Origin of the sequence: Rhodanobacter humi, from assembly GCF_041107455.1 — a bacterium.
GTDB lineage: Bacteria > Pseudomonadota > Gammaproteobacteria > Xanthomonadales > Rhodanobacteraceae > Rhodanobacter_A.
In genome coordinates, this window is record NZ_JBGBPY010000001.1 from 139768 (window position 1) to 163726 (window position 23959).

At 68.9% G+C, this 23959-nt stretch carries 20 protein-coding genes; 8 read left to right on the forward strand and 12 right to left on the reverse strand.

Features of this window, described 5'->3' with window-relative positions; all coding sequences use genetic code 11:
- Positions 1 to 37 precede the first annotated feature (37 nt).
- The 4 genes from AB7878_RS00615 to AB7878_RS00630 all read right to left on the reverse strand — a co-directional run bounded on the left by AB7878_RS00615 (position 38) and on the right by AB7878_RS00630 (position 3846).
- Positions 38 to 415 (reverse strand): LrgA, encoded by a 378-nt coding sequence (locus AB7878_RS00615; protein WP_369492506.1) that lies wholly within the window; start codon positions 413 to 415, stop codon positions 38 to 40.
- Entirely contained in the window at positions 412 to 1692 is a 1281-nt protein-coding gene (serS, locus tag AB7878_RS00620) for a serine--tRNA ligase (RefSeq protein ID WP_369492507.1), read from the reverse strand. Before serS ends, AB7878_RS00615 begins: the two co-directional genes overlap by 4 nt.
- Positions 1693 to 1850: 158 nt before the next feature.
- Positions 1851 to 2429 carry a hypothetical protein gene (locus AB7878_RS00625; RefSeq protein WP_369492508.1) on the reverse strand — a complete coding sequence of 193 codons (579 nt, stop codon included), beginning with the start codon at positions 2427 to 2429 and terminating at the stop codon, positions 1851 to 1853.
- A gap of 79 nt (positions 2430 to 2508) precedes the next feature.
- Positions 2509 to 3846, reverse strand: coding sequence for a replication-associated recombination protein A (locus AB7878_RS00630; protein WP_369492509.1), 1338 nt, complete (start codon positions 3844 to 3846; stop codon positions 2509 to 2511).
- Positions 3847 to 4025: 179 nt separating this feature from the next.
- Between AB7878_RS00630 and AB7878_RS00635 the strand changes: the two genes are divergently transcribed.
- Positions 4026 to 7052 (forward strand): ligand-binding sensor domain-containing diguanylate cyclase, encoded by a 3027-nt coding sequence (locus AB7878_RS00635; RefSeq protein WP_369492510.1) that lies wholly within the window; start codon positions 4026 to 4028, stop codon positions 7050 to 7052.
- Between the two features lie 13 nt (positions 7053 to 7065).
- Here AB7878_RS00635 and AB7878_RS00640 read toward each other — a convergent pair whose 3' ends face one another.
- The 3 genes from AB7878_RS00640 to AB7878_RS00650 all read right to left on the reverse strand — a co-directional run bounded on the left by AB7878_RS00640 (position 7066) and on the right by AB7878_RS00650 (position 8963).
- Complete coding sequence (locus AB7878_RS00640) at positions 7066 to 7755, reverse strand: YoaK family protein (protein ID WP_369492511.1); 690 nt, start codon at positions 7753 to 7755, stop codon at positions 7066 to 7068.
- 4 nt (positions 7756 to 7759) lie between these two features.
- Entirely contained in the window at positions 7760 to 8422 is a 663-nt protein-coding gene (gene lolA / locus AB7878_RS00645; protein WP_369492512.1) for an outer membrane lipoprotein periplasmic chaperone LolA, read from the reverse strand.
- A 61-nt stretch (positions 8423 to 8483) separates the two neighbouring features.
- Positions 8484 to 8963 carry an Lrp/AsnC ligand binding domain-containing protein gene (locus AB7878_RS00650; protein WP_369492513.1) on the reverse strand — a complete coding sequence of 160 codons (480 nt, stop codon included), beginning with the start codon at positions 8961 to 8963 and terminating at the stop codon, positions 8484 to 8486.
- A gap of 146 nt (positions 8964 to 9109) precedes the next feature.
- On the opposite strand from AB7878_RS00650, the gene AB7878_RS00655 reads away from it, so the two are divergent.
- Both AB7878_RS00655 and alr read left to right on the forward strand, forming a co-directional pair.
- Complete coding sequence (locus AB7878_RS00655; RefSeq protein WP_369492514.1) at positions 9110 to 10384, forward strand: D-amino acid dehydrogenase; 1275 nt, start codon at positions 9110 to 9112, stop codon at positions 10382 to 10384.
- A complete protein-coding gene (gene alr, locus AB7878_RS00660) occupies positions 10384 to 11460 on the forward strand; it encodes an alanine racemase (RefSeq protein ID WP_369492515.1) in 1077 nt (358 codons plus the stop codon). The genes AB7878_RS00655 and alr overlap by 1 nt, the downstream gene beginning before the upstream one ends.
- A 65-nt stretch (positions 11461 to 11525) precedes the next feature.
- Here alr and AB7878_RS00665 read toward each other — a convergent pair whose 3' ends face one another.
- Positions 11526 to 13853, reverse strand: a complete 2328-nt coding sequence (locus AB7878_RS00665) for a DNA translocase FtsK (RefSeq protein WP_369492516.1) — start codon at positions 13851 to 13853, stop codon at positions 11526 to 11528.
- Positions 13854 to 14140: 287 nt separating this feature from the next.
- On the opposite strand from AB7878_RS00665, the gene trxB reads away from it, so the two are divergent.
- Genes trxB through aat form a run of 3 tightly spaced genes read left to right on the forward strand, consistent with a single transcriptional unit; the run spans position 14141 to position 17035 of the window.
- Entirely contained in the window at positions 14141 to 15106 is a 966-nt protein-coding gene (gene trxB / locus AB7878_RS00670) for a thioredoxin-disulfide reductase (protein ID WP_369492517.1), read from the forward strand.
- 40 nt (positions 15107 to 15146) lie between these two features.
- Complete coding sequence (locus tag AB7878_RS00675; protein ID WP_369492518.1) at positions 15147 to 16301, forward strand: GNAT family N-acetyltransferase; 1155 nt, start codon at positions 15147 to 15149, stop codon at positions 16299 to 16301.
- The gene (gene aat / locus AB7878_RS00680; protein ID WP_369492519.1) at positions 16298 to 17035 is read left to right on the forward strand and encodes a leucyl/phenylalanyl-tRNA--protein transferase; all 738 of its coding nucleotides are present in this window, start codon (positions 16298 to 16300) and stop codon (positions 17033 to 17035) included. The genes AB7878_RS00675 and aat overlap by 4 nt, the downstream gene beginning before the upstream one ends.
- Here aat and AB7878_RS00685 read toward each other — a convergent pair.
- The 3 genes from AB7878_RS00685 to ispG all read right to left on the reverse strand — a co-directional run bounded on the left by AB7878_RS00685 (position 17020) and on the right by ispG (position 19638).
- The gene (locus tag AB7878_RS00685) at positions 17020 to 17829 is read right to left on the reverse strand and encodes an HD-GYP domain-containing protein (RefSeq protein WP_369492520.1); all 810 of its coding nucleotides are present in this window, start codon (positions 17827 to 17829) and stop codon (positions 17020 to 17022) included. The genes aat and AB7878_RS00685 overlap by 16 nt on opposite strands.
- 156 nt (positions 17830 to 17985) lie before the next feature.
- A complete protein-coding gene (locus tag AB7878_RS00690; RefSeq protein WP_369492521.1) occupies positions 17986 to 18327 on the reverse strand; it encodes a zinc ribbon domain-containing protein YjdM in 342 nt (113 codons plus the stop codon).
- A 51-nt stretch (positions 18328 to 18378) separates the two neighbouring features.
- Positions 18379 to 19638, reverse strand: coding sequence for a flavodoxin-dependent (E)-4-hydroxy-3-methylbut-2-enyl-diphosphate synthase (gene ispG / locus AB7878_RS00695; protein ID WP_369492522.1), 1260 nt, complete (start codon positions 19636 to 19638; stop codon positions 18379 to 18381).
- Positions 19639 to 19752: 114 nt separating this feature from the next.
- On the opposite strand from ispG, the gene AB7878_RS00700 reads away from it, so the two are divergent.
- Entirely contained in the window at positions 19753 to 21186 is a 1434-nt protein-coding gene (locus tag AB7878_RS00700; protein WP_369492523.1) for a phospholipase D-like domain-containing protein, read from the forward strand.
- 312 nt (positions 21187 to 21498) lie between these two features.
- Positions 21499 to 22872 carry an exodeoxyribonuclease VII large subunit gene (xseA, locus tag AB7878_RS00705; RefSeq protein WP_369492524.1) on the forward strand — a complete coding sequence of 458 codons (1374 nt, stop codon included), beginning with the start codon at positions 21499 to 21501 and terminating at the stop codon, positions 22870 to 22872.
- Between the two features lie 19 nt (positions 22873 to 22891).
- Here the strand turns inward: xseA and AB7878_RS00710 are convergent, their stop codons facing one another.
- The gene (locus AB7878_RS00710) at positions 22892 to 23950 is read right to left on the reverse strand and encodes a protein NO VEIN domain-containing protein (protein ID WP_369492525.1); all 1059 of its coding nucleotides are present in this window, start codon (positions 23948 to 23950) and stop codon (positions 22892 to 22894) included.
- Positions 23951 to 23959: the final 9 nt, after the last annotated feature.

The following is a 23959-nucleotide window of genomic DNA, read 5'->3' on the forward strand; positions in this document are numbered from 1 at the left end:
CTGGCTGGTCACATACCCGCAGCCAGCGCGCATCCTATCAGGTCCGCCCCGTCCCCTGCCCCGCGCGACCCTTGCGCGACAACGCAACCAGCGCCCAGATCGTGATCGCGACGGGGATCAATGCGCCGAGCAGCGGCAGCAGCACGGCGGGGTGGCGCACGCTGACCGGGACCAGTTGAGTGGCGGCGGCGTAGGCGACGATGGCGATGCGCAGGGCGCGACGGCGACGGGCGATCCAGGGGCTGGCGAGGATCAGCAGCAGCGCGATGCTGCCGAGCACGAGGTCCAGCGTGGGCACCGACCACACGGTGGCGAAGCCCAGGCGGGTGAGGATCACCGAGCCGAGTACCGCGAGCAGGAAGTAGCTGCTCCAGTACTCGACCTTGTCCCAGCCGCGTTCGGCCGGCGCGTTCACGCGATGCGCTCCGCGCCGCCCATGTAGGGGCGCAGCGCTTCGGGCACGGTGATCGAGCCATCGGCGTTCTGGAAGTTTTCCATCACCGCGACCAGGGTGCGGCCCACGGCGAGGCCGGAGCCGTTGAGCGTGTGCACCAGCTCGGGCTTGCCGGTTTCCGGGTTGCGCCAGCGCGCCTGCAGGCGACGCGCCTGGAAGTCCTCGAAGTTGGAGCAGCTGGAAATCTCGCGATAGGTGTTCTGGCTGGGCAGCCACACTTCGAGGTCGTAGGTCTTGGCCGAGCCGAAGCCCATGTCGCCGGTGCACAACAGCACCTTGCGGTACGGCAGGCCGAGCTTCTGCAGCACGGCCTCGGCATGCCCGACCATCTCCTCCAACTGGGCGTAGGACTCGTCGGCGCGGGCAATCTGCACCATCTCGATCTTCTCGAACTGATGCTGGCGGATCATGCCGCGGGTATCGCGGCCGTAACTGCCGGCCTCGGCGCGGAAACACAGCGTGTGCGCGGTGAGGCGCAGCGGCAGCGCATCGGCGTCCTGGATGGTGTCGCGCACCAGGTTGGTCAGCGACACCTCGGCGGTGGGGATCAGGTAACGCTTGCTGTCGCCGACCTGGGTGGCGAACAGGTCTTCCTCGAATTTCGGCAACTGGCCGGTGCCCAGCATGCTCTCGGCATTGACGATCACCGGCACGTTGCATTCGAGATAACCGTGCTCGCCGGTCTGCAGATCGAGCATGAACTGCGCGAGCGCGCGGTGCAGCCGCGCCAGCTGGCCACGCAGCACGGTGAAGCGCGCGCCGGAAAGCTTCGCACCGGCGTCGGCGTCCAGCCAACCGTGGCGGGCGCCGAGGTCGACGTGGTCCTTCACCTCGAAGTCGAACGCGCGCGGCGTGCCCCAGCGCAGCTGCTCGGCGTTCCCGGTCTCGTCCTTGCCCAGCGGCACGGACTCGTGCGGGAGGTTCGGGATGCCCAGCGCGATGGCGGCGAGCTTGCCCTGCACTTCGGCCAGCGCGGACTCGTTGGCCTTGAGCTGGTCGCCGATGCCGGCGACCTCGGCCATCAACGGCGCGGTGTCCTCGCCCTTGGCCTTGGCCTGTCCGATCGCCTTGGAACGGGTGTTGCGCAGGTTCTGCAAGTCCTGCGTCCCGGTAGCGAGGCGCTTGCGCTCGGTTTCCAACGCCTCCACGGCGGACACGTCCAGCTCGAAGCCGCGGGTTTCCTTGAGGCGCGCCGCGGTTTCGGCGAGGCGCGAACGCAGCAGGGCGGGATCCAGCATGATCGAGGTCCAGGTGGAGGTTTGAGCCGCGAATTATCGCCGCCTGGTGGCTGCAGTCGCAATGCAACGCACGGTTGACGCCCCACCCCGGCCCTCCCCTGCTGCGCGCCCCGCCAGGGGACTTCCTTCGCTCTCAGCAGAGGGACAAGGCGGCAAGCTCAACCGGCCAGCTTGCGTTCGCTGCGGCCCAGCCACCAGGCCATCGCGGCACCGGCAAGCAACCAGCCGACAAGCTGCTCCACCAGCGCGGCCAGGGTGAAATCGAGCGGGAAGCGATACCAGTTCCAGTACGGCACCATGGTGCACAGCCAGGCGAATACCGCTGCCGCCGCGGCCAGCGCCACGCGCCGCCGGAAGCCCAGCCCGGCCAGCCCCAGCATGAAGGCCAGCGCCAGCGCGGCGAGCGTGTCGGACGCCCACTGCCGGCCGATCTGCGGGCCCATCTGCATCATGTCCTCGCCCTGCGGCTGGTAGACCACGAAGGCATACGGCGACGTCGCCGCCTTTTCCGAATACGCCTTGAGCACCGCCTCGTCGCCCATCTTCTTCGTATCCAGCGACGGCAGGATGTAGATGCCGGGCTGGGCACCCAGCCCATCGTGCAGGCTGCCCAGCACGGCGTTTTCGCCGACCGGCAGCTGGATGCCGACATTGCCCAGCCCCAGCGCCATGTGCGCCGCTACGCCCCACACGAACATCACGATGCCGCCGATCAGGCCTGTCACGAGTACGCGCATGTTCACCCTCCCCCGGTTGGTCCGGCGAATCTAGGCGAGGCTCCGGGGTGCCGGCAAGGGCGCGCGCAGCAGCCGGCGGCTACTTGCCGCGCGCCTTGCGGCGGGCTTCGCGCAGCGCCAGCAGCTTGTCGCGCAACTGCACCTCCAGCCCGCGTTCCACCGGCTCGTAGAACACGGTGCCATCCAGCGCGTCGGGCAGGCATTGCTGGTCCAGCGCGATGCCGCCCTCGGCGTCGTGGTCGTACTGGTAGCCCTTGCCGTAGCCCAGGCCCTTCATCAGTTTGGTAGGCGCGTTGCGCAGGTGCATCGGCACCTCCAGCGTGCCGGCTTCGCGCACCGCGGCGCGGGCCTGGTTCCAGGCCATGTAAGCGGCGTTGCTCTTCGGCGCCACCGCCAGCCAGATCGCCAGCTGGGCCAGGCCCAACTCGCCTTCCGGGCTGCCGAGGCGCTCGTAGGTGTCCCAGGCGTCCAGCGCCATGCGCCAGGCGCGCGGCTCGGCCAGGCCCACGTCCTCCACCGCCATGCGGGTCATGCGGCGCGCGAGGTAGGACGGATCGCAGCCGCCGTCGAGCATGCGCGCCAGCCAGTACACCGCGGCGTCGGGGTCGGAGGAACGCACGGACTTGTGCAGCGCCGAGATCTGGTCGTAGAACTGTTCGCCCTGCTTGTCGAAACGGCGGGTGCGGTCGGCCAGCACCTGTTCCAGCGTGGCCTGGTCGATGCGGTTGCCTTCGGCCAGTTCGGCGGCGATTTCCAGCAGGGTGAGCGCGCGACGCACGTCGCCGTCGGCGGCCTGGGCGATCAGCTGCAGCGAGGCGTCGTCCACGTCCAGTCGCTGCGCGCCGAGGCCACGTTCCGTGTCGGCCAGCGCGCGCTTGAGCGCGGCCACGATGTCGTCCGCCGACACCGCCTCCAGCACGTGCACGCGGCAGCGCGAGAGCAGCGCGGAGTTCAGCTCGAACGAGGGGTTCTCGGTGGTGGCACCCACGAACAGGATCACGCCGCGCTCGATGTGCGGCAGGAAGGCGTCCTGCTGGGTCTTGTTGAAGCGGTGCACCTCGTCCACGAACAGCACGGTGCGCCGGCCCTGGGCGAAGTTCGCCTCGGCCTCGGCCAGCGCCTTGCGCACTTCGGGCAGGCCGGAGAGCACGGCCGAGATCGCCTTGAAGTCGGCGTCGGCGTACTGCGCCACCAGCAGCGCCAGCGTGGTCTTGCCGCAGCCGGGCGGCCCCCACAGCACCATGGAATGCAGCCGGCCGGCTTCCAGCGCACGACGCAACGCACGGTCCGGCGCCACCAGGCGGCGCTGGCCCACGATCTCGTCGAGATTGCGCGGGCGCATGCGCTCGGCCAGCGGCTTCAGCGCCTCGGGTTCGGCGAAGAGGGAGCTCGCCGGCTGGAAGGGGTTGCGGGGCATGGCCGCCATGATACGGCGTGCGGCCCAGCCCCGCCCCGGGAAAGCGCCACGCCAGTTATCATGTTGCCGGGAACAGCGCACCACGCAAGGAGCCAGCCGCGCATGTCCGGGGGGATCCACCGCCAGCTTGGCCTGCACCGCCATCGCCGAACGCGTGGCGGCGTGGCGGAGCGCTGCGCTTGAGGCGGGCTGCCGGCACGCGCGCGGCCCTGCTGGCCCTGCTGCTGATGCTGCTGCCGTGCGCGTGGCTGCACGCTGCCGACGGCACCGATCGCTGGCGCCCGCTGGAGCGGCAGTGGTTCGACAACATAGGCATGGCCGAGGGCCTGCCCCATTCCATCACCACCGCGCTGGCGCAGGATCGCGACGGCTTGCTGTGGATCGGCACCATGGGCGGCCTGGTGCGCTACGACGGCTACCGCGTGCAGGTGTTCGAGCTGGCCGATGCCGCGGCCGCCGGCCTGCCCGACACTTACGTGCGCAGCCTGCTCGCACTGCCGGACGGCGGCCTGCTGGTGGGCACCAATGCAGGCGGACTGGCGCGCTTCGACCCGCAGACCGCCCGCTTCCGCAGCTACCCGATCGGCCCCGGCGGCACCGGCAACCGCAAGATCTACGCGCTGGCGGCGGACGGCGACAGCGGCGCGTGGATCGCCACCGACAGCGGGCTGGATCACCTGGACCTTGGCAGCGACCGCATCGCGCCGGTCGACACCGGGCCGGCCGCACCGCGCAACTTCGCCGTGTACCAGGACCGCGCCGGCAACCTGTGGCTGGGCAACGACAAGGGCCTGTTCGTGCGCTACGCGGGCCGCAAGGATTTCGTGCGGCCGGAGCACCCCGCGGGCGTGGTCGACCAGGTGCTGCACGACGAGATCTGGGCGGTGCGTGAAGACGCCGAGGGGCGGCTGTGGGTGGGCAGCGTGCAGATGGGCGCGATCTACCGCGACACCGACGGCCGCTGGCGCATGGTCCCCGGTTTCAGCGGTTACGACGGCACGGCACGGCAGGCCACCGTGCGCGACTTCCTGGAGGTGCGGCCGGGCCGGATGTGGATCGCCACCGACGGCGACGGCATCGTCACCTACACCGCCGGTGATGCCGACACGCGCGTGCTCGATCACGACACCTCGCTGCCCTCCTCGCTACCCGGCAATTCCGTGCGCGCGCTGCTGCTGGGACGCGCCGGCAACGCCTGGGCCGCCACCGACCTCGGCGCGGCGCGCAGCAACGCCGGGGCGAACATCGCGTTCTCCATGCTGCCCTCGTCCGACCTCGCACACTCGCTGGCCAACCCGAACGTGCGCAGCATCCTGGTCGATGCGCGCGGCCGCGTCTGGCTGGGCATGGCGGCGGGCGAGATCGACATCATCGACCCGCTCACCGGCACCGTGCGCCACCTGAAGCTGACCGGCAAGCAGCTGCGCCGCGACGTGCAGAGCCTGGCCGAGGCGCCGGACGGCTCGGTCTGGGTCGGCACCCAGGGCCTGGCGCAGATCAATCCCGACACGCTGGCCGTGCGCGACGCGATCCTGCCCGCGCTGGGCGACAGTCCGGTGCTGAGCCTGCTGCGCATGGGGCCGTACATGCTGATCGGCACCTACAACGGGGTGTTCCGCTACGACTCGCGCAACGGCCAGCTGGTCCACTACCGCCACATCGCCGGCCAGCCCGGCAGCCTGGTCAGCGACACCGTGCGGCAGATCGTGCGCGTGGGCACGGCGGTCTGGTACGCCACCAACAACGGCATCAGCGTGGCGCGCGATCCGATGCAGACCACCGGCTTCGTGAACCTGGTGCAGCACGAAGGCGATGCCGCCAGCCTGCCGCAGAACCTGGTGGACTCGATCGCCGTCGACACCCGCGGCCGCGTGTGGGCGGGCACGCTGGGCGGCCTCGCCATGCTGGCGCACGGCAACGACCCGCCTTACCGCTTCCAGCACCTCGGCACCGCCGCCGGGCTGGCCAGCGACAAGATCACCGCCCTGCTGCCCGACAACGACGGCAACCTGTGGGTGAGCAGCGCCAACGGCATCTCGGTGGTCGGCGGGCAGAGCCTGCGCATCCGCAACCTCGGCGTGCGCGACGGCCAGCACATCTCCAGCTACATCTACGCCGCCGCCGCGCGCATGCCCGACGGCACCCTGCTGTTCGGCGGCCTCGGCGGCCTCACCGTGATCCGCCCGCTGTGGCGCGGTCCCGACGACCCGCAGGTGCCGCTGCGCATCACCAACGCGCTGGTGAACGGGCACCCGCTGCCGTTCGGCCGGCTGCCCGGCGACCGTGGCACGCTGGCGCTGTCCGCGCACGAACGCAGCCTGCGCCTGGACTTCGCCCTGCTCGACTACCAGGGATCGCAGGAGACCGCCTACAGCTACCGCATGGCCGGCTTCGACGACAGCTGGATCGAGGTGCCCAAGGGCGGCACGCCCAGCGCGATCTACACCAACCTGCCACACGGCCGCTACGTGCTGCACCTGCGTGCGGTGCCGCGCGGCCTGCACGCGCGCGCGGCCGAAAGCACGCTGGCGATCAGCGTGGCGCCGCTGTGGTACGAGACGCTGTGGGCGCGCCTGCTGGCCGTCGTGCTGCTGCTGGCGCTGATGGTACTGCTGGTGCAAATGCGCACGATCTACCTGCGTCGCCGCGCCTTGCAGCTGCAGAAGCAGATCGACGTGCACACCCGCGAGCTGATCGCCGCCAACCGGCGCCTCGACCTGCTGGCCGGCACCGACGAACTGACCGGCGTCTGCAACCGCCGCCGCTTCCTCGAACTGGCCGAGGGCGTGCGGCGCTACGCCGACACGGCCCCGGCCTGCATCGCCCTGCTCGACCTGGACCGCTTCAAGCGCGTCAACGACGAGTTCGGCCACCTCGCTGGCGATGCGGTGCTGCGCGCCACCGCCGGCGTGATCTGCCAGCAGTTGCGCGCCGGCGACCTGGTCGGCCGCTATGGCGGCGAAGAACTGGTGCTGTGCCTGCCGAACAACTCCGGCGCCATGGCCATGGCGATCGCCGAGCAGATCCGCGTCGCGCTGCGCGGTACGCGCACCTGGCACGAAGGTCGCGCGATCACCATCACGGTGAGCATCGGCGTCGCCGAGCTGCGGCCCGGCGAGGGCATGACCTCGTGGCTGTCGCGCGCCGATGCGGCGCTGTACGAATCCAAGCACCGCGGCCGCGACTGCTGCACGCTGGCGGGCTGAGCGCGCCGCGTGCTCACCGGTCCGGCGGACCCGCCCTGCTCAGCGTGTATTGGCGATACAGGCCGTAGCCCAGGCCGCAGACTCCGGTGAGCGTGGCGGGGATCAGCAGGCTGTGTTGCTGCAGCTGCCGGAACAAGCCGGCGCCGACGACGCTGCCGAGCATGAAGCTGGCCGCCACCAGCACGCAGACGCGCAGCCGCAGCCGGTCCACCGGCAGGCCGCGCAGCAGGTGGCCGAGATAGATGCCCAGGTCGGTGAAGATGCCGGTGACGTGGGTGGTGCGGATCACCGCGCCGCTGTAGGCGCTGACCATGCCGTTCTGCAGGCCCATGCCGACCGACGCCAGGTACAGGCCGGCGGAACTGGAGGCGTCGAGCAGGGGCACGGCGGCGAACAGCAGGGCCGACTCCAGCACCAGCGCCACGCCGTAGCGCCGCCCCAGCTGCAGCGTGCTCTGCTGCACGATCATGCCGCTCAACATGGTGCCGAGCACGAAGGCCGCGATTGCCAGCGCCCAGTGCAGCGCCTCGCCAGTTTCACCCTGGCCCAGTGCGACGCCGAGCAGGCTGGTGTTGCCGGTCATGTTGCTGATCGACTCGTGCCGGAAGCCGAGATAACCCACCGCATTGACCTGGCCGGCGATGAAGGCCAGCACGGCCGTGCCGAACCAGGCCCAGCGCGGCAATTGGCGCAGCACCGGCATGGCGTCAGTTCTTCAGCGGCTGCACCTGCAGCACCGGTGCATCGCCGATCACGTCGGCACCCTTGGGCGGCACGAAGGTGAACACCGCAGGCGGGATCGCCACGTTGCGCTGCCAGTGCGAGAAGCGGATGTCGGTGGTGGAGCCGAGCTGGTCCTTGAACGTCATCCGCGCGAGGCCGTTCGCGTCGAAGCCGAGGTCCGCATAGGCGAACTGCGGGTCCTTCGCGGTGGAGGTGAGCCGCAGCCAGGCCAGGCCGTCGCGCTCGCCCTGCTCGCTGACCTTGAACTCGCGGTCCATCTGCTTGAGGTCGGTGAGCACGGTGAGCGGGCTGTGCGCCTCCTCGCTGGACTGGATGCGCACGGTGACCTGCTCCAGTTCCGGGTCGTACATCCACACCCGGCTGCCGTCGGCCACGATGGTCTGCTTGTACGGCGCGGTGGTCTCCCAACGGAACTGCCGCGGCGCCTGCAGCGCCAGCGTGCCGGTGCTGGTCTTGCCAGCATTGCCGTTCGGGTCCACCAGGGTCTGGCTGAAATCGCCGGTGAGCGAATGCAGGCCGGTGGCGAAGGTGTCCAGCCGCGCGCGCGCGGCGCCGGTGGCGGCCTGGGCGGCGCTGCCCAGCGACAGCAGCGCGATGGCGGCCAGGACGAGCTTGAAACGTTTCATCGGATTCCCCGCGACGTGACGATGGACATTATTGTGGCCGCTGCTCACTTAACCTGCACTCTCATTCGTTCACCGGCAGGCACAGCGTCTCCTTGACCTCTTCCATCACGATGTAGCTCTTGGATTCGCGCACGTGCGGCAGGGTCAGCAAGGTGCTGCCGAGCAGCTTGCGGTAGGAGGCCATCTCGCTGATGCGCGCCTTGATCAGGTAGTCGAAGTCGCCGGAAACCAGGTGACATTCCAGCACGTTGGGCAGGCGCAGCGCGGCGCGGCGGAACTCCTCGAAGATGTCGCCGGACTTGTAGGCCAGGCTGATCTCCACGAACACCAGCAACCCCGCCTTGACGTACTGCGGGTCCAACCGGGCGTAGTAGCCGGTGATCACCTGCTCGCGTTCGAGCCGGCGCACGCGCTCGGTGCACGGCGTGGTGGACAGGCCGACGCGCTCGCCCAGTTCGGTGAAGGAAATCCGCCCTTCCTGTTGCAGGATCTTCAGGATTTTCCGGTCGATCTTGTCCAGCTCGCGGGTGCGTGATGGCATGGGGTTCTGGCTCCGGCGGGTCGCAACGGGAAAATCTCCCGCCATTTTCGTTCAACACGGGAGAAACCACCACCTGGTGGCGAATATACTGCGCGATTCATCCGCTGCGCAGCGCTTGGCGCAGGGAATGTGGCCAGGAGGAAACGATGCGGATACTGATGCTCGGCAGCGGCGTGATCGGGGTGACCAACGCGTGGTACCTGCGCCAGGCCGGACACGAGGTGACCGTGCTGGACCGCGAGGCCGGCCCGGCGCTGGAAACCAGCTTCGCCAATGCCGGCCAGCTGTCGTTCGGCTACACCTCGCCGTGGGCCGCCCCCGGCGTGCCGCTGAAGGCGATCAAGTGGCTGTTCGAGGCACATGCGCCGTTGTCGATCCGCCCCACCGCGAACCCGGACCAGTACCGCTGGCTGTGGCAGATGCTGCGCAACTGCAGCGCCGCCCGCTACGCCGTCAACAAGGCGCGCATGGTGCGCCTGTCCGACTACAGCCGCGACTGCATCAACGAGCTGAGCCAGGCCACCGGCATCGACTATGAGGGGCGCCAGCTCGGCACCACGCAGTTGTTCCGCACCCGGCAGCAGCTCGACGCGGCGGCCCAAGACATCGAGGTGCTGCGCGAGTACGGCGTGCCCTACGAGGTGCTGGACCGCGCCGGCATCGTCAAGGCCGAACCCGCGCTGGCGGCCACCGTCGACAAGCTGGTCGGCGCGCTGCGCCTGCCGATGGACCAGACCGGCGACTGCCAGCTGTTCACGCGCAAGCTGGCGGCGCTGGCCGCCGAAGCCGGCGTCGAGTTCCGCTACGGCCAGGAAGTGGGCGGCCTGCAGCGCGAAGGCGACCGCATCGTCGGCGTGCGCATCGGCGACCGGCTGGAAAGCGCCGACGCCTACGTGGTCGCGCTGGGCAGCTGGTCGCCGCAGCTGCTCAAGCCGCTGGGCCTGCGCCTGCCGGTGTATCCGCTCAAGGGCTATTCGCTGACCGTGCCGATCACCGACCCGGACGGCGCGCCGACCTCGACCATCCTGGACGAGAGCTACAAGATCGCGGTCACCCGTTTCAACGACCGCATCCGCGTCGGCGGCATGGCCGAGGTGGTCGGCTACGACCGCTCGCTGAACCCGCGCCGGCGCGCCACCCTGGAGAAGGTGGTCAACGACCTCTACCCGCGCGGCGGCGACCTCGCCCGCGCCACGTTCTGGACCGGCCTGCGCCCGGCCACGCCGGACGGCACGCCGGTGGTGGGCGCCACGCCGTACCGCAACCTCTACCTCAACACCGGCCACGGCACGCTGGGCTGGACCATGGCCGCCGGCTCGGGCCGCTACCTCACCGACCTGATAGCCGGCAGGACGCCGGCGATCGACCCCGAAGGCCTGGACATCTTCCGCTACCTCGGCCAAGCGGCGGGGCGGCACTGATGCGGCCCGCGCAAGCCCTGATCGATCTGGCCGCGCTGCGCCACAACTACCGGCTGGCGAAGAAATTGGGCGGCGGCAAGGCGCTGGCGATCGTCAAGGCCGACGCCTACGGCCACGGCGCGGTGGCCTGCGCCCGCGCGCTGGAAACCGAAGCCGACGGCTTCGGCGTGGCCTGCATCGAGGAGGCGCTGGAACTGCGCGCGGCCGGCATCACCGCACCTATCCTGCTGATGGAGGGCTGCTTCGACGCCGGCGAACTGCCGCTGGTCGTCGAACACGACCTGTGGATCGCGGTGGCCTCGTCCGAACAGCTCGAAGCCGTGCTCGCATTCGAGACCCGCGCCACGCTGCACATCTGGCTGATGCTGGACAGCGGCATGCATCGGCTGGGCCTGTCGCCGGAGGATTTCCGCGCCGCGCACGCGCGCCTTTCCGCCTTGCCGCATGTCGCGCCGCTGGTGCTGATGAGCCACCTCGCGCGCGCCGACGAGCTGGACAGCCCGCGCACGCTGGAGCAGCTGAAGAACTTCCGCCGCGCCACCAACGGCCTCGCCGGCGAAACCAGCCTGTGCAACTCGGCCGCCGCGCTGGGCTGGCCGCAGCTGCGCAACGACTGGGCGCGCCCGGGGCTGATGCTGTACGGCGCCGATCCCTTGCATGGACAGCCCCACGAGCACGCCGACGAACTGCAGCCGGTGATGACGCTGCAATCACGCGTGTTCCTGGTGCGCGAGATCGCCGCGGGCGAACCGGTGGGCTACGGCGCGCGCTTCGTCGCCCAGCGCCCCACCCGCGTCGGCGTGGTGGCGATGGGCTATGCCGACGGCTACCCGCAATACGCCCCCAACGGCACGCCGGTGCTGATCGACGGCCAGCCCGGCCACACCATCGGGCGCGTGTCGATGGACATGCTCACCGTCGAGCTCACCGACCATCCGCAGGCCGGCGTGGGCAGCCTGGTGCAACTGTGGGGCGACACGCCGCGGGTGCCGGCGCTGGCGCCGCTGTGCAACACCAGCGCGTACCGCTTGCTGTGCGCGCTGAAGCGCGTGCCGCGCATTTACGTCAACGCCTGATTTGCGAACGGCGGGACACCGGCTGAACGTCGTATCCAATCAGGACGTCTGACCGACGGCACGCATCAATCCCGCGGTGGCGGCGGCGCCAGCACCTCGCGGTTGCCGTTGTGCTGGGGGGCGCTGACCACGCCGTCCTGCTCCATCTGTTCGATCAGGCGCGCGGCGCGGTTGTAGCCGATGCGCAGATGCCGTTGCACGCCGGAGATCGAGGCACGGCGGGTCTGGGTGACGATGGCCACGGCCTTGTCGTAGAGCTGGGTGTCGGCGTCGCCGCCTTCCTCGCCTTCCTGCGGCAGGCCGGCGTCGTTGATGAACTTGCCGTCCGACGTGGCCTGCACTTCCTCCAGCACGCCCTCGATGTACTGCGGACCGCCTTGCGCCTTCAGCCAGTTCACCACGCCATGCACCTCGTGGTCGTCCACGAAGGCGCCGTGCACGCGTTCGGGCGTGGCGGTGCCGGGCGGCAGGTAGAGCATGTCGCCGTGACCGAGCAGCGCTTCCGCGCCGGACTGATCGAGGATCGTGCGCGAGTCGATCTTGCTCGACACCTGGAATGCGATGCGGGTGGGGATGTTCGCCTTGATGAGGCCGGTGATCACGTCCACCGACGGGCGCTGCGTGGCCAGCACCAGGTGCACGCCGGCGGCGCGCGCCTTCTGGGCGAGGCGGGCGATCAGCTCCTCCACCTTCTTGCCCACGATCATCATCATGTCGGCGAACTCGTCGATGATGATCACGATGTACGGCAGCGGCTCCAGCGGCTCCGCGGCGAGGTTCGGCATCTCGGGATTCGGACGGAACAGCGGATCGAGCAAGGGCTGTCCGGCGTTCTCGGCATCCTTGATCTTCTTGTTGAAGCCGCCGAGGTTGCGTACGCCCACCGCGGCCATCAGCTTGTAGCGGCGCTCCATCTCGGCCACGCACCAGCGCAGCGCGTTCGCGGCCTCCTTCATGTCCGTCACGACCGGCGCCAGCAGGTGCGGGATGCCCTCGTAGACGCTGAGCTCCAGCATCTTCGGGTCGATCATGATCATCCGCACGTCTTTCGGGCTGGCCTTGTACAACAGGCTCAGCACCATCGCGTTCACCGCCACGGACTTGCCCGAACCGGTGGTGCCGGCTACCAGCAGGTGCGGCATCTTGGCCAGATCCACCACCACCGGTTTGCCGCCGATGTCCTTGCCCAGCGCCAGCGCCAGCGGCGACTTCAGCTGGTCGTACTTGTCCGAACGCAGGATCTCCGACAGGTAGACGATCTGCTTGCGGGTGTTGGGGATCTCCAGGCCGATCACGTTCTTGCCGGGGATCACGTCCACCACGCGCACGCTGACCACGGACAGCCCGCGCGCGATGTCCTTGTCCAGGCTGGACACCTGCGAGCCGCGCACGCCCGCGGCCGGCTCCAGCTCGAAGCGGGTGATCACCGGGCCGGGATACACGCCCACCACCTTGGCCTCGATGCGGAAATCCTTGAGCTTCAGCTCGACCTGGCGCGACAGCACCTCCAGCGTCTCTTCCGAGTAGCCCGGGCCCTGTTCCGGCGCCTCGTCCAGCAGCGACAGCGGCGGCAGCTCGCCGGGCGCGGAGGCGCCGGTGAACAGCGGGATCTGCGTTTCCAGCTTCGCGCGCTCGCTCTTCGCCACCGGCGCCGGCGGCGTCTCGATGCGCACCGGCTCGCGCTTGGCCTGCTTCACCGCCTCGACCTTCTTCGCCGTCTCGCGCTCGGCGCGCGCCTGCTGCGCCTTGAGCGCATCGGGCGCCGCGCGCAGCTTGCCGCGCAGCCACTCGACCACGCGCAGCGTGGCCTGTCCGGTCCAATCCATCAGCTTGAACCAGGACAGCCCGGTAGCCAGCGTCACCGCCACCAGGAACAGCGCCAGCAGCAGCAGCGGCGCGCCCTTCTCGCCGAACGCGGCAAGCAGGCCATGCGCCACCGCGCTGCCGATCACGCCGCCGGCGCCTTGCGGCTCCATCGTGCTCTGCCGGAAATTCAACCAGCACAGGCCCGGCGCGGTGATGAAGAAAAACACCGCGCCGATCAGGCGCAGCGAGGATTCCCAGGGATGCACCGGCTGCACGCCGCGCTGGCGCAGCACCTGCACGCCGAGCAGCAACAACAAGAGCGGGAAGAAATACGCCACGCCGCCGAACAGGTAGCGCAGCAGGTCGGCCACGTAGGCGCCCACCGTGCCGCCCAGGTTGTGCACGTGCGCCGCCGCGCCGACATGCGACCAGCTCGGATCCTGGGCGTCATAGCTGAACAGGCAGACCAGCAGGTACAGCGCCAGCGGCAGCAGCACCAGGGCGCCCGCTTCGCGCAGGCGACGCTTCAGCTCGTCGCTGAGCGGGGTGCGTTCCTTTTTCTGTTTGACGTTTGCGCTGCGCGCCACCGGGACGGGCTTCCTTGAGTGCGAATTCCCGGCAAGTCTACACAGGGAATCCCGAAAAACCGCCCTGCTGGCGATTTTCGCGTCAGCAGGCCCGGTGCATGCCCCGCCCGCTTCGGCCGATCAAGCACTTGCGCGCCCGCCGCGGCGAACCATGCGACAAACGCATCCCTTGAATCGGCCGCCCGCCTTCCCCATCCTTGCGGATCGGCATCCCGACCGATGCAACCTTCGCGGCGGTCGCGGCGAACAGCCACGCAGACCGCCGACCACCCTGAGGAACCCGCGCAATGACCGCCACCCCCAAGCACACCCGCCTGCTGATCCTCGGCTCCGGCCCGGCCGGCTACACCGCTGCGGTGTACGCCGCGCGCGCCAACCTCAAGCCAACCATGATCACCGGCCTGCAGCAGGGCGGCCAGCTGATGACCACCACCGACGTGGACAACTGGCCGGGCGACGTGGAAGGCCTGCAGGGTCCGGCGCTGATGCAGCGCATGGCCGAGCACGCCGAGCGCTTCCACACCGAGATGATCTTCGACCACATCCACACGGTGGACCTGAAGCAGCGCCCGTTCCGGCTCAAGGGCGACTCCGGCGAGTACACCACGGACGCCCTGATCATCGCCACCGGCGCCACCGCGAAGTACCTCGGCATCGCCAGCGAGGAGAAGTTCAAGGGCAAGGGCGTGTCCGCCTGCGCCACCTGCGACGGCTTCTTCTTCCGCGAGCAGGTGGTGGTGGTGATCGGCGGCGGCAACACCGCGGTCGAGGAAGCGCTGTACCTGTCCAACATCGCCAGCAAGGTCTACCTGGTCCATCGCCGCGACAAGCTGCGCGCCGAGAAGATCATGCAGGACAAGCTGTTCGAGAAGGCCGCCGCCGGCAAGATCGAGTTGGTGTGGAACCACGCCGTGGACGAGGTGCTGGGCGACGACTCCGGCGTCACCGGCGTGCGCGTGAAGGATGTCAACTCCGACGCCACCCGCGACATCGCCGCCACCGGCTTCTTCGTGGCGATCGGCCACACGCCGAACACCGGCATCTTCGAAGGTCAACTGGAGATGCACGACGGCTACATCCGGATCCACAGCGGCCAGAGCGGCATGGCCACGGCGACCTCGGTGCCCGGCGTGTTCGCCGCCGGCGACGTGGCCGACCACGTCTATCGCCAGGCGATCACCTCGGCCGGCTTCGGCTGCATGGCCGCGCTGGACGCCGAGCGCTGGCTGGACCAGCAGAAGCCGGTGGGTTGATGCAGGACGCCCTGCCGCTCCGGTACGCCGGAGCGGCGCCATGGATAGCTGGCATCATCGTGCCGTGATCGAAGCACGCTTCCACGAGAACATCGCCGACGTCCCGGCCGCCGACTGGGACGCGTTGCGCCCCGACGGCAACCCTTTCGTCGCGCACGCCTTCCTGCACGCGCTGGAAGACTCGGGTTGCATCCGCCCCGCCTGGGGCTGGCAAGCGCACCATCTCGGGCTGTACGAACACGGCCGGCTGCGCGCCGCCGCGCCGCTGTACCTCAAGGGCAACTCGCATGGCGAGTTCGTGTTCGACTGGAGCTGGGCCGCGGCCTGGGAGCGCGCCGGCGGCGACTACTACCCCAAGCTGCTGTGCGGCGTGCCCTACTCGCCGATCCCCGGCCCGCGCCTGCTCGCCCGCGGCGACGCCACGCTGCAGCGCGCGCTGGTCGCGGCGATGCGCCGCGAAGCCCAGCGCCTGCAGCTGTCCTCGGTGCACGCGAATTTCCTGTGCAACGACGAAGCCGCCGCCTTCGGCGCGGACTGGCTGGCCCGCGGCGACGTGCAGTTCCATTGGCACAACCGGAACTGGCGCGACTTCGACGATTTCCTTGCCGCGCTCAACCACAAGAAACGCGCGAACATCCGCCACGAACGCGCCCACGTCGCCGCCAGCGGGCTGCGTGTGGAATGGCGCGGCGGCGACACGCTGGACGCGGCCGAATGGGACACGGTGCATGCGCTCTACCTCGCCACCTTCGACGCCAAGGGCAACCACGCCGCGTTGACGCCTGCGTTCTTCCACCGACTCGGCACGCTGGGCGGCCTGGCGCAGCTGGCACTGGCGCACGATGCGGACGGCATCGCGGCGATGGCGCTGTTCCTCGAAGGCGATGGCGCGCTGTACGGCCGCTACTGGGGCAGCCGCATCGAAACACCCGGCCTGCATTTCGAGCTGTGCTACTACCGCGGCATCGAGCACGCGATCGCACGCGGCCTGCAGCGCTTCGAACCCGGCGCGCAGGGCGAGCACAAGCTGGCGCGCGGCTTCCTGCCCGTGCGCACGCAGTCGCGGCACCTGCTGCTGCACGAAGGCTTCCGAACCGCCGTGCGCGAGGCGCTGCGGCACGAAGCCGAATCGATGGACGATTACGCGCAGGAGCTGGCTGCGCGCAGCCCGTATGCGCAAGGCGGTGCGCGATGATCCGCCTGCACGAACTCGACCCCGCCGCCCCCGAACGCTTTCCCGATCCGCGCACGGCCTTGCACGAGCCGAACGGCCTGCTGGCGTTCGGCGGCGACCTCACGCCCGCGCGGCTGCTGGCCGCCTATGGCCAAGGCATCTTCCCGTGGTACGGCGAAGAGGAACCGATCCTGTGGTGGTCGCCCGACCCGCGCTGCGTGTTCCGCACCGGGGCGCTGCACATCAACCGCAGCCTGCGCCGGCAGCTGCGCGGCAAGCCGTGGCAGGTGAGCGTGGATCGCGCATTCGAGGCGGTGATCCATGCCTGCGCCGCGCCGCGCGACGGCCATGCGGGCACCTGGATTCTGCCCGAGATGATCGATGCCTACGTCGCGCTGCACCGGCTCGGCCACGCGCACAGTGTCGAGGTGTGGGACGGCACGCGGCTGGTCGGCGGTGTCTACGGCCTGGCCATCGGCCAGCTGTTCTGCGGCGAGTCGATGTTCAGCGCCGAGAGCGGCGGCTCCAAGCTTGCGCTGGTGGCGCTGGCCGGCCTGCTGCAGCAGTGGGGCTGGCCGCTGATCGACGCGCAGGTGGCGAATGCGCACACCCTGGGCCTGGGCGCCGAGGAGATCCCGCGCGAACGCTATCTGCATGAGGCCACGCGCCTTGCCGCCCTGCCCGGCCGTGTGAGTAGCTGGGCCGATGCCGCAGCGCTGCTGCCCCAGCCGGGCGCGACTCAGGCGACCTGCTGAGCCGGCGCCGCCTGCTTCAACGTCGCGTAATGGGCGAGGAACAGCTCGACCAGACGCGGGTCGAGCTGGCTGCCGGCGACCTCGCGCAGGTAGTCGAGCACCTGCGCCTCCGGCCAGGCCGGCTTGTACGCGCGCTCGGTGATCAGCGCATCCCACACGTCGATCACGCTGAAGATGCGCGCGGCCAGCGGAATCGCCTCGCCGCGCAGGCCTTGCGGGTAACCGCCACCGTCCCAGCGCTCGTGATGGCCGTACGGCACCGCGCTGGAGCCGCGCAGGAAATCCACCTGCTGCAGCAGCTCGTGGCCGATCCGCGGGTGCTGGCGCATCAACGCGATCTCGCCCTCGTCCAGCGGGCCGGGCTTGGTGAGGATGGTATCGGGCAGCGCCAGCTTGCCGATGTCGTGCAGCAACGCGCCCAGCCGAAGCTCATCCAGCGCACGGCCGCGCACGCCGTCCAGCCGCGCCAGCTCGGTAGCCATGCGCGCCACGCGCTCGGAGTGATGACCGGTCTCCTGGTGGCGCACGTCCATCGCCGTCACCAGCACGCGCAAGGCCTGTTCGCGCCCCTGGCGCAGCCGACGGTTGCCTAGCTGCAGTCGTCGCACGTCCTTCCGGATCATCCAGTACAGCATCGCGCCGGTGACCAGCACGAAGACCCAGCCCTTCAGCGTCTGCAACTCCATGCGCAGGCCCACGTCCGGCACCAGCGCATCCAGCGCGCGGTCGGAGCACCAGATCCAGATCGCCGCGAACAACACGTAAACACCCGCGATGCGCAGTGGCGGACTCATCCGCATGGCTGCGATTCCCCCTGTTGGAAGTGTGTATTCGGCCACGCCCCGGCGCGGCCGTCGAGGCGCGCCCACCGATCCTGCGATGAACCTCTCAACCGCCGCCCCCAGCTTGCCGGATTCGCTCACCGTATGCCCAGGTACAGGCGCGCCGGTTCAGGCCTTGCGCACGAACTCCGACTTCAGCTTCATCGGGCCGATGCCGTCGACCTTGCAGTCGATGTCATGGTCGCCTTCGACCAGGCGGATGTTCTTGACCTTGGTGCCGACCTTGACCACGAGGGACGAGCCCTTGACCTTGAGATCCTTGATCACCGTGACTTTGTCGCCGTCGGTCAGCCGGTTGCCGTTGGCGTCCATCACCACCAGCTCGTCGCCTTCGGCGGCGGCGGCCGCTTCCCTCGACCATTCGTGCGCGCACTCGGGGCAGACCAGCAGGCCGCCGTCCTCGTAGGTGTAGGCGGAGTTGCACATCGGGCAGTGGGGCAGATCGCTCATGCTCGGTTCCAGCGTGTCGTTGTCGGAATCTTGAAGCGGTACGCGCCGTGCTCAACCGGCGCGGCTGGCGTACTTGCGCGCCACGTAGTCGTCGAGGATGCCCACGAACTCGCTGGCGATGTGGTCGCCGCGCAAGGTCATCGCCTTCTCGCCGTCGATGAACACCGGCGCCGCCGGCGCCTCGCCGTTGCCCGGCAGGGAAATGCCGATGTTCGCGTGCTTGGATTCGCCCGGCCCGTTGACGATGCAACCCATCACCGCCAGCGTGAGGTTCTCCACGCCGTCGTACTTCACCCGCCACAGCGGCATCTGCTCGCGCACGTGCTCCTGCACGGTCTTCGCCAGTTCCTGGAAGAACTCGCTGGTGGTGCGGCCGCAGCCCGGACAGGCGGTGACCAGCGGCGCGAACGAGCGCAGCCCCATGGTCTGCAGCAGCTCCTGCGCCACGATCACCTCGCCGGTGCGCGAGGCGCCCGGCTCCGGCGTGAGCGAGATGCGGATGGTGTCGCCGATGCCTTCCTGCAACAACACGGCGAGAGCTGCGCTCGAAGCGGTGATGCCCTTGGAACCCATGCCGGCCTCGGTGAGGCCGAGATGCAGCGCGTAGTCGCAGCGCGCGGCGAGGTCGCGGTACACCGCGATCAGCTCCTGCACGCCCGAGACCTTGCACGACAGGATGATGCGCTCGCGCGGCAGGCCGATCTTCTCCGCCAGCACCGCCGAATCCAGCGCCGAGCGGATCAGCGCCTCGCGCGCCACGTGCGAGGCGTCCCACGGCTCGGCGCGGGTGTGGTTCTCGTCCATCAAGGTGGCGACCATCGCCTGGTCCAGCGAACCCCAGTTCGCGCCGATGCGCACCGGCTTGCCGTACTGGATCGCCTTCTCGATGATCGCGCCGAACTGCGCGTCCTTCTTCTTGCCGAAGCCCACGTTGCCGGGGTTGATGCGGTACTTCGCCAGCACCTCGGCGCAGGCGGGTTCGGCTTCCAGCAGCTGGTGGCCGTTGTAGTGGAAGTCGCCGATGATCGGCACCTCCACACCCATCATCGCCAACCGCTCGGCGATGCGCGGCACCGCGGCGGCAGCGGCCGGCGTGTTCACCGTGATGCGCACCAGTTCGGAACCGGCGCGCGCCAGCTCGGCGATCTGCTTCGCGGTGCTGGCCGGATCCTCGGTGTCGGTGTTCGTCATCGACTGCACCACGATGGGTGCGCCGCCGCCCACCAGCACCTTGCCGATCTGCACGCCAACGCTGGGACGACGCGCCATCGGCTCGGCCGCACGCGGTTTCGGGGTAGAGGATTCGTTCATGCAGGCAACCGGGGAAGATTCCGCCGCTCGACGTCGCGGCGCAGGCGCCAAGCATAGCGGAACGCCCATGACCGCACGGCGAAACCGGGTCGCGCGGCATGGCACACTCCCGCCATGCCCGCGACTTCGCCATTGTCGTCTCCCGCCACCCGTCTGCTGGCCGAACAGGCGCTGAGCCGCAGCGCTGGCGCACCGCTGCTGGGTGGCAACGCAGTGGAGTTGCTGATCGACGCCGAAGCGCATTTCGCGTCCTGGCTGGCCGCGATCCGCGGCGCACAACGCTGCGTGCTGCTGGAGAACTACATCATCCGCGACGACCAGGTCGGCCGCGCGTTCCGCGATGCGCTGGCCGAGCGCGCGCGCTCTGGCGTGTTCGTGGCCGTGGTGGCCGACTGGATGGGCTGCCTGGGCGCCTCGGGTCGAGCGTTCTGGCAACCGCTGCGCGCGGCCGGCGGGCAGGTGCGCGTCTTCAATCCGCCGCATCTGGGCCGGCCGTTCGGCTGGATCAGCCGCGACCACCGCAAGCTGCTGGTGGTGGACGGCATGCAAGGCTTCCTCTCCGGCGTATGCATCAGCGCGAAATGGCTGGGCGACACGCGACGCGGCGTACCGCCCTGGCGCGACACCGGCGTGGCGCTGCGCGGCCCCGTGGTGGCGGAGATGCAGGCGGCGTTCGCGCAGAGCTGGGCCGAGACCGGTGCCGAGTTGCCGGCCTTCGCGGCGACCGGTGACAGCGCGGCCGGCAACGTGGCGCTGCGCCTGATCGCGACGCAACCCGCCAGTGCCGGCATCTACCGACTCGACCAGATGATCGCCGCGCTGGCGCGCAAGACGCTTTGGCTCACCGACGCCTACTTCGTGGGCACCGCGCCCTACGTGCAGGCACTGACGGCCGCCGCGCGCGACGGCGTGGACGTGCGCCTGCTGGTGCCGGGCACCAGCGACATTCCCATGGTGGCCAGCCTGTCGCGCTCGGGCTATCGGCCGCTGCTCCAGGCCGGCATCCGCGTGTTCGAGTGGAACGGCTCGATGCTGCACGCGAAGACTGCCGTGGCCGACGGCCAATGGGCGCGGGTAGGTTCGTCCAACCTCAACCTCGCCAGTTGGCTGAGCAACCGCGAGATCGACGTGGCGATCGAGGACGCCGGCTTCGCCGCGCAACTCGCCGCGCAGTACGAACAAGACCTGTGCCACGCCACCGAGATCGTGCTGAGCCCGCGCCGTCATCGTCGCGACAAGCTGCGCGGCGCCAGCGAACGACCACCGCGCGCCCATCACGACGGCGGCAGCTCCAGCCGCGCCGCCACCGGCGCGATCCGGCTCGCCAACCGCATGGGCGCGGCACTGATCGACCAGCGCGTGCTGGGCCGCGCCGACGCCGGCCCGCTTGCGTTGGGCGCGCTGACCCTGCTGCTGCTCGCCGTCGTGGGGTGGCGGTGGCCGGCCGTGCTGGCTTGGCCGCTGGGCGTGATCTGCGCGTGGCTGGCGCTGAACCTCGCCATCCGCGCCTGGCGCGAACGGCGCCGCAAGCCGGGTTCGACCGACTGACCGCTCACGAGACATCCCGATCAGCGTCGAAACTCAATCCATCGTTTCCCGTTCACCCTGAGCGTAGGCGCGTAGCGCCGAAGTCGAAGGGTATCCACGGGCGGTGCTTCAACTTCCTCGCTCCTCAAAGCCAGCGCCATCCATGGTGCTTCCAGCGTGCACTTGCTTATCGCAAGCTGCGCTCGGCACGAACGGATATTGGTTGCTGAGACTCGGTGCGAATCGGGTAAGACATTACCTGCACAACCATTGCCAAACCACTGTTATGCAAGCCTCTGCGGCCAGTGCCAGACGTGCTAGGCTCGCGCTCTCATGCACGCGCCCGACGACCACGCCGCCCCACCCCGCCACATCCTCACCCCCAGCACGCTGAACCGGCTGGTGCGCGGCCTGCTGGAAGATGCGCTGCCGCTGGTGTGGATCGAAGGCGAGTTGTCGAACGTCGCGCGCCCCGCCTCGGGGCATCTGTATTTCACGCTGAAGGACAGCGGCGCCCAGGTGCGCTGCGCGATGTTCCGCCCGAAGAACGCGGCGCTGCGCTTCAAGCCCGTCGACGGCATGCAAGTGCTGCTGCGTGCACGCGTGGGACTGTACGAACCGCGCGGCGAATTCCAGCTGGTGGCCGAATCCATGGAACCGGCCGGCGAAGGTGCGCTGCAGCGCGCCTTCGAGCAGCTGAAGGCCAAGCTCGACGCCGAAGGCCTGTTCGACCCCGCACGCAAGCGCCCCCTGCCCCGGTATGCGCGACGCATCGGCGTGATCACCTCGGCCACCGGTGCGGCGGTCCGCGACGTGCTGAGCGTGTTGTCGCGCCGCTGGCCGCTGGCCGAAGTCGAAGTGCTGCCGGTGCCGGTGCAGGGTCGCGAGGCGCCACCCGCCATCGTGGCGATGCTCGACAAGGCCTCGCGCGCCGCGCTCCACGACGTGTTGCTCGTCACCCGCGGCGGCGGCTCACTGGAAGACCTGTGGGCCTTCAACGACGAGGCCGTGGCGCGCGCCATCCACGCCTGCGTGATCCCGGTGGTGAGCGCGGTAGGCCACGAGGTGGACTTCAGCATCGCCGACTTCGTGGCCGACCTGCGCGCGCCCACGCCCTCGGCTGCCGCCGAACTGCTGGTGCCCGATGCGCAGACCACGCTGCGCCACCTGCGCCAGCTGCAGCAACGCCTCGCCACGCTGGAGCAACGCCGGCTGCAGGCGCTGGGCCAGCGCGTCGATCACCAACTCGCACGCCTGCAGGCACAACGACCGCAGGCGCGGCTGGCGCGCGACCGCGAACGCCTCGCCCACCTGCAACACCGCCTGCTCACCGTGCTGCGCGAACGCCGGCAAGGTGAACACGCCCGACTGGATCGCCTGCATGCACGCCTGCTGGCACACCATCCCCGGCAGCGCCTGGCACTGCAGCAGCAGCGACTTGCCACCCAGTCGCAACGCCTGCGCCAGGCCATCACGCGCACGCTGGAACGCGAACGCCAGACACTGCAACAAGCCGCCCGCACCCTGCATGCGGTGAGCCCGCTGGCCACGCTGGAACGTGGCTACGCGATCCTGTTCGATAACGAGGGCAAGGTGCTGCGTTCGGTGCAAGGCGTCGAGCCTGGCAGCGAACTGCGGGCGCGGCTGGCGGATGGGGAGTTGGCGTTACATGTAGATAAGCGCGAGCCTTCAAAGCCAAGCGGATAAGTGAGCCCAACCTTATTTCTTATTCATTCAAACAAATGATCGCGGCAGTTTTTTCGTGGATGTCCAACGAGACCGCGGTCCGAGCCCGATCATCGGCCCAACCCGCCTCTACGCCTGCGTAGCGAAGGACACGCAATGTGGGGTTATTCGAGAGTGCATCTGTGACGACGCACAACCGGTAATGAGGCAAACCTCCGGCCATGTGCCTTCTGAGTGCGTCAAATTCGTTCGGCGTCATACCCACCTGAAAGTGCACTGAAGACAAGCCTTTGACTTCAAGGACGAGTTCAGGCTTGCTTTTTCGGGGCGTGCTTTCGTTGGCGTACACCTCCAGATCCCAGCCGCAGTTTTCCTTCTCGACACTCTTGACCGCAAAGTCATTGAAATGCGCCTTGACGAAAGCAACAGCGGCTTCCTCGACACGTGAATTGCTTTCGGGATCAGTTTGGCCTCCCCACTTCCCGGCACTGTTCCTTTTTGCGGCGTTTCGCCCGACGCCTTCAAGTAGTTCTCGAACCTGCTTCAGGAATGTAGGAACGTCGGCGTGCTGACTTGTTTCAGGGAACCACCAACTGGCCTGACCAATCCAGCCAGGCCCCTTGCTTAACCGGATATTGCGTTCGCCCAAAGGAAGCAGGACAGCGTTGGCACTTTGTGCAGTCACCATATAGCTCTTGATATCGTCTGCGCGATGCTGCGCAGTCGGGCTCTTGGCGTGATGCTGGCGATTCCGAAAGACCGTGGCATCCAAGTAGTACCCGATGACGCGACGGCCACGTTCCTGGGGATGTGTCGCGACCCAGACAACATCGACGTGCTCGATCTTTGCTGCGTTTGCGGGGGCGCCAAGCCGATCCAGACTAACCCGCCGATCCTTTTCTTTTTTGATCGTCTCGAAATGACCAAAAACGGTACCGTCTTGGGTGGATAGGAAGTTGCAGCATTCATGCCCTCGTCCCTCGTCAATGACGTACTGCCCTCCACCAACGATCTTGTCGGGTTGGGCTACGAGGCCTTCGTATCGCGCCATCCAGCCAATGTTGCAGACCAGGATCGGCCTCTGTTCATGGTTTGCCATTAGTTCCCC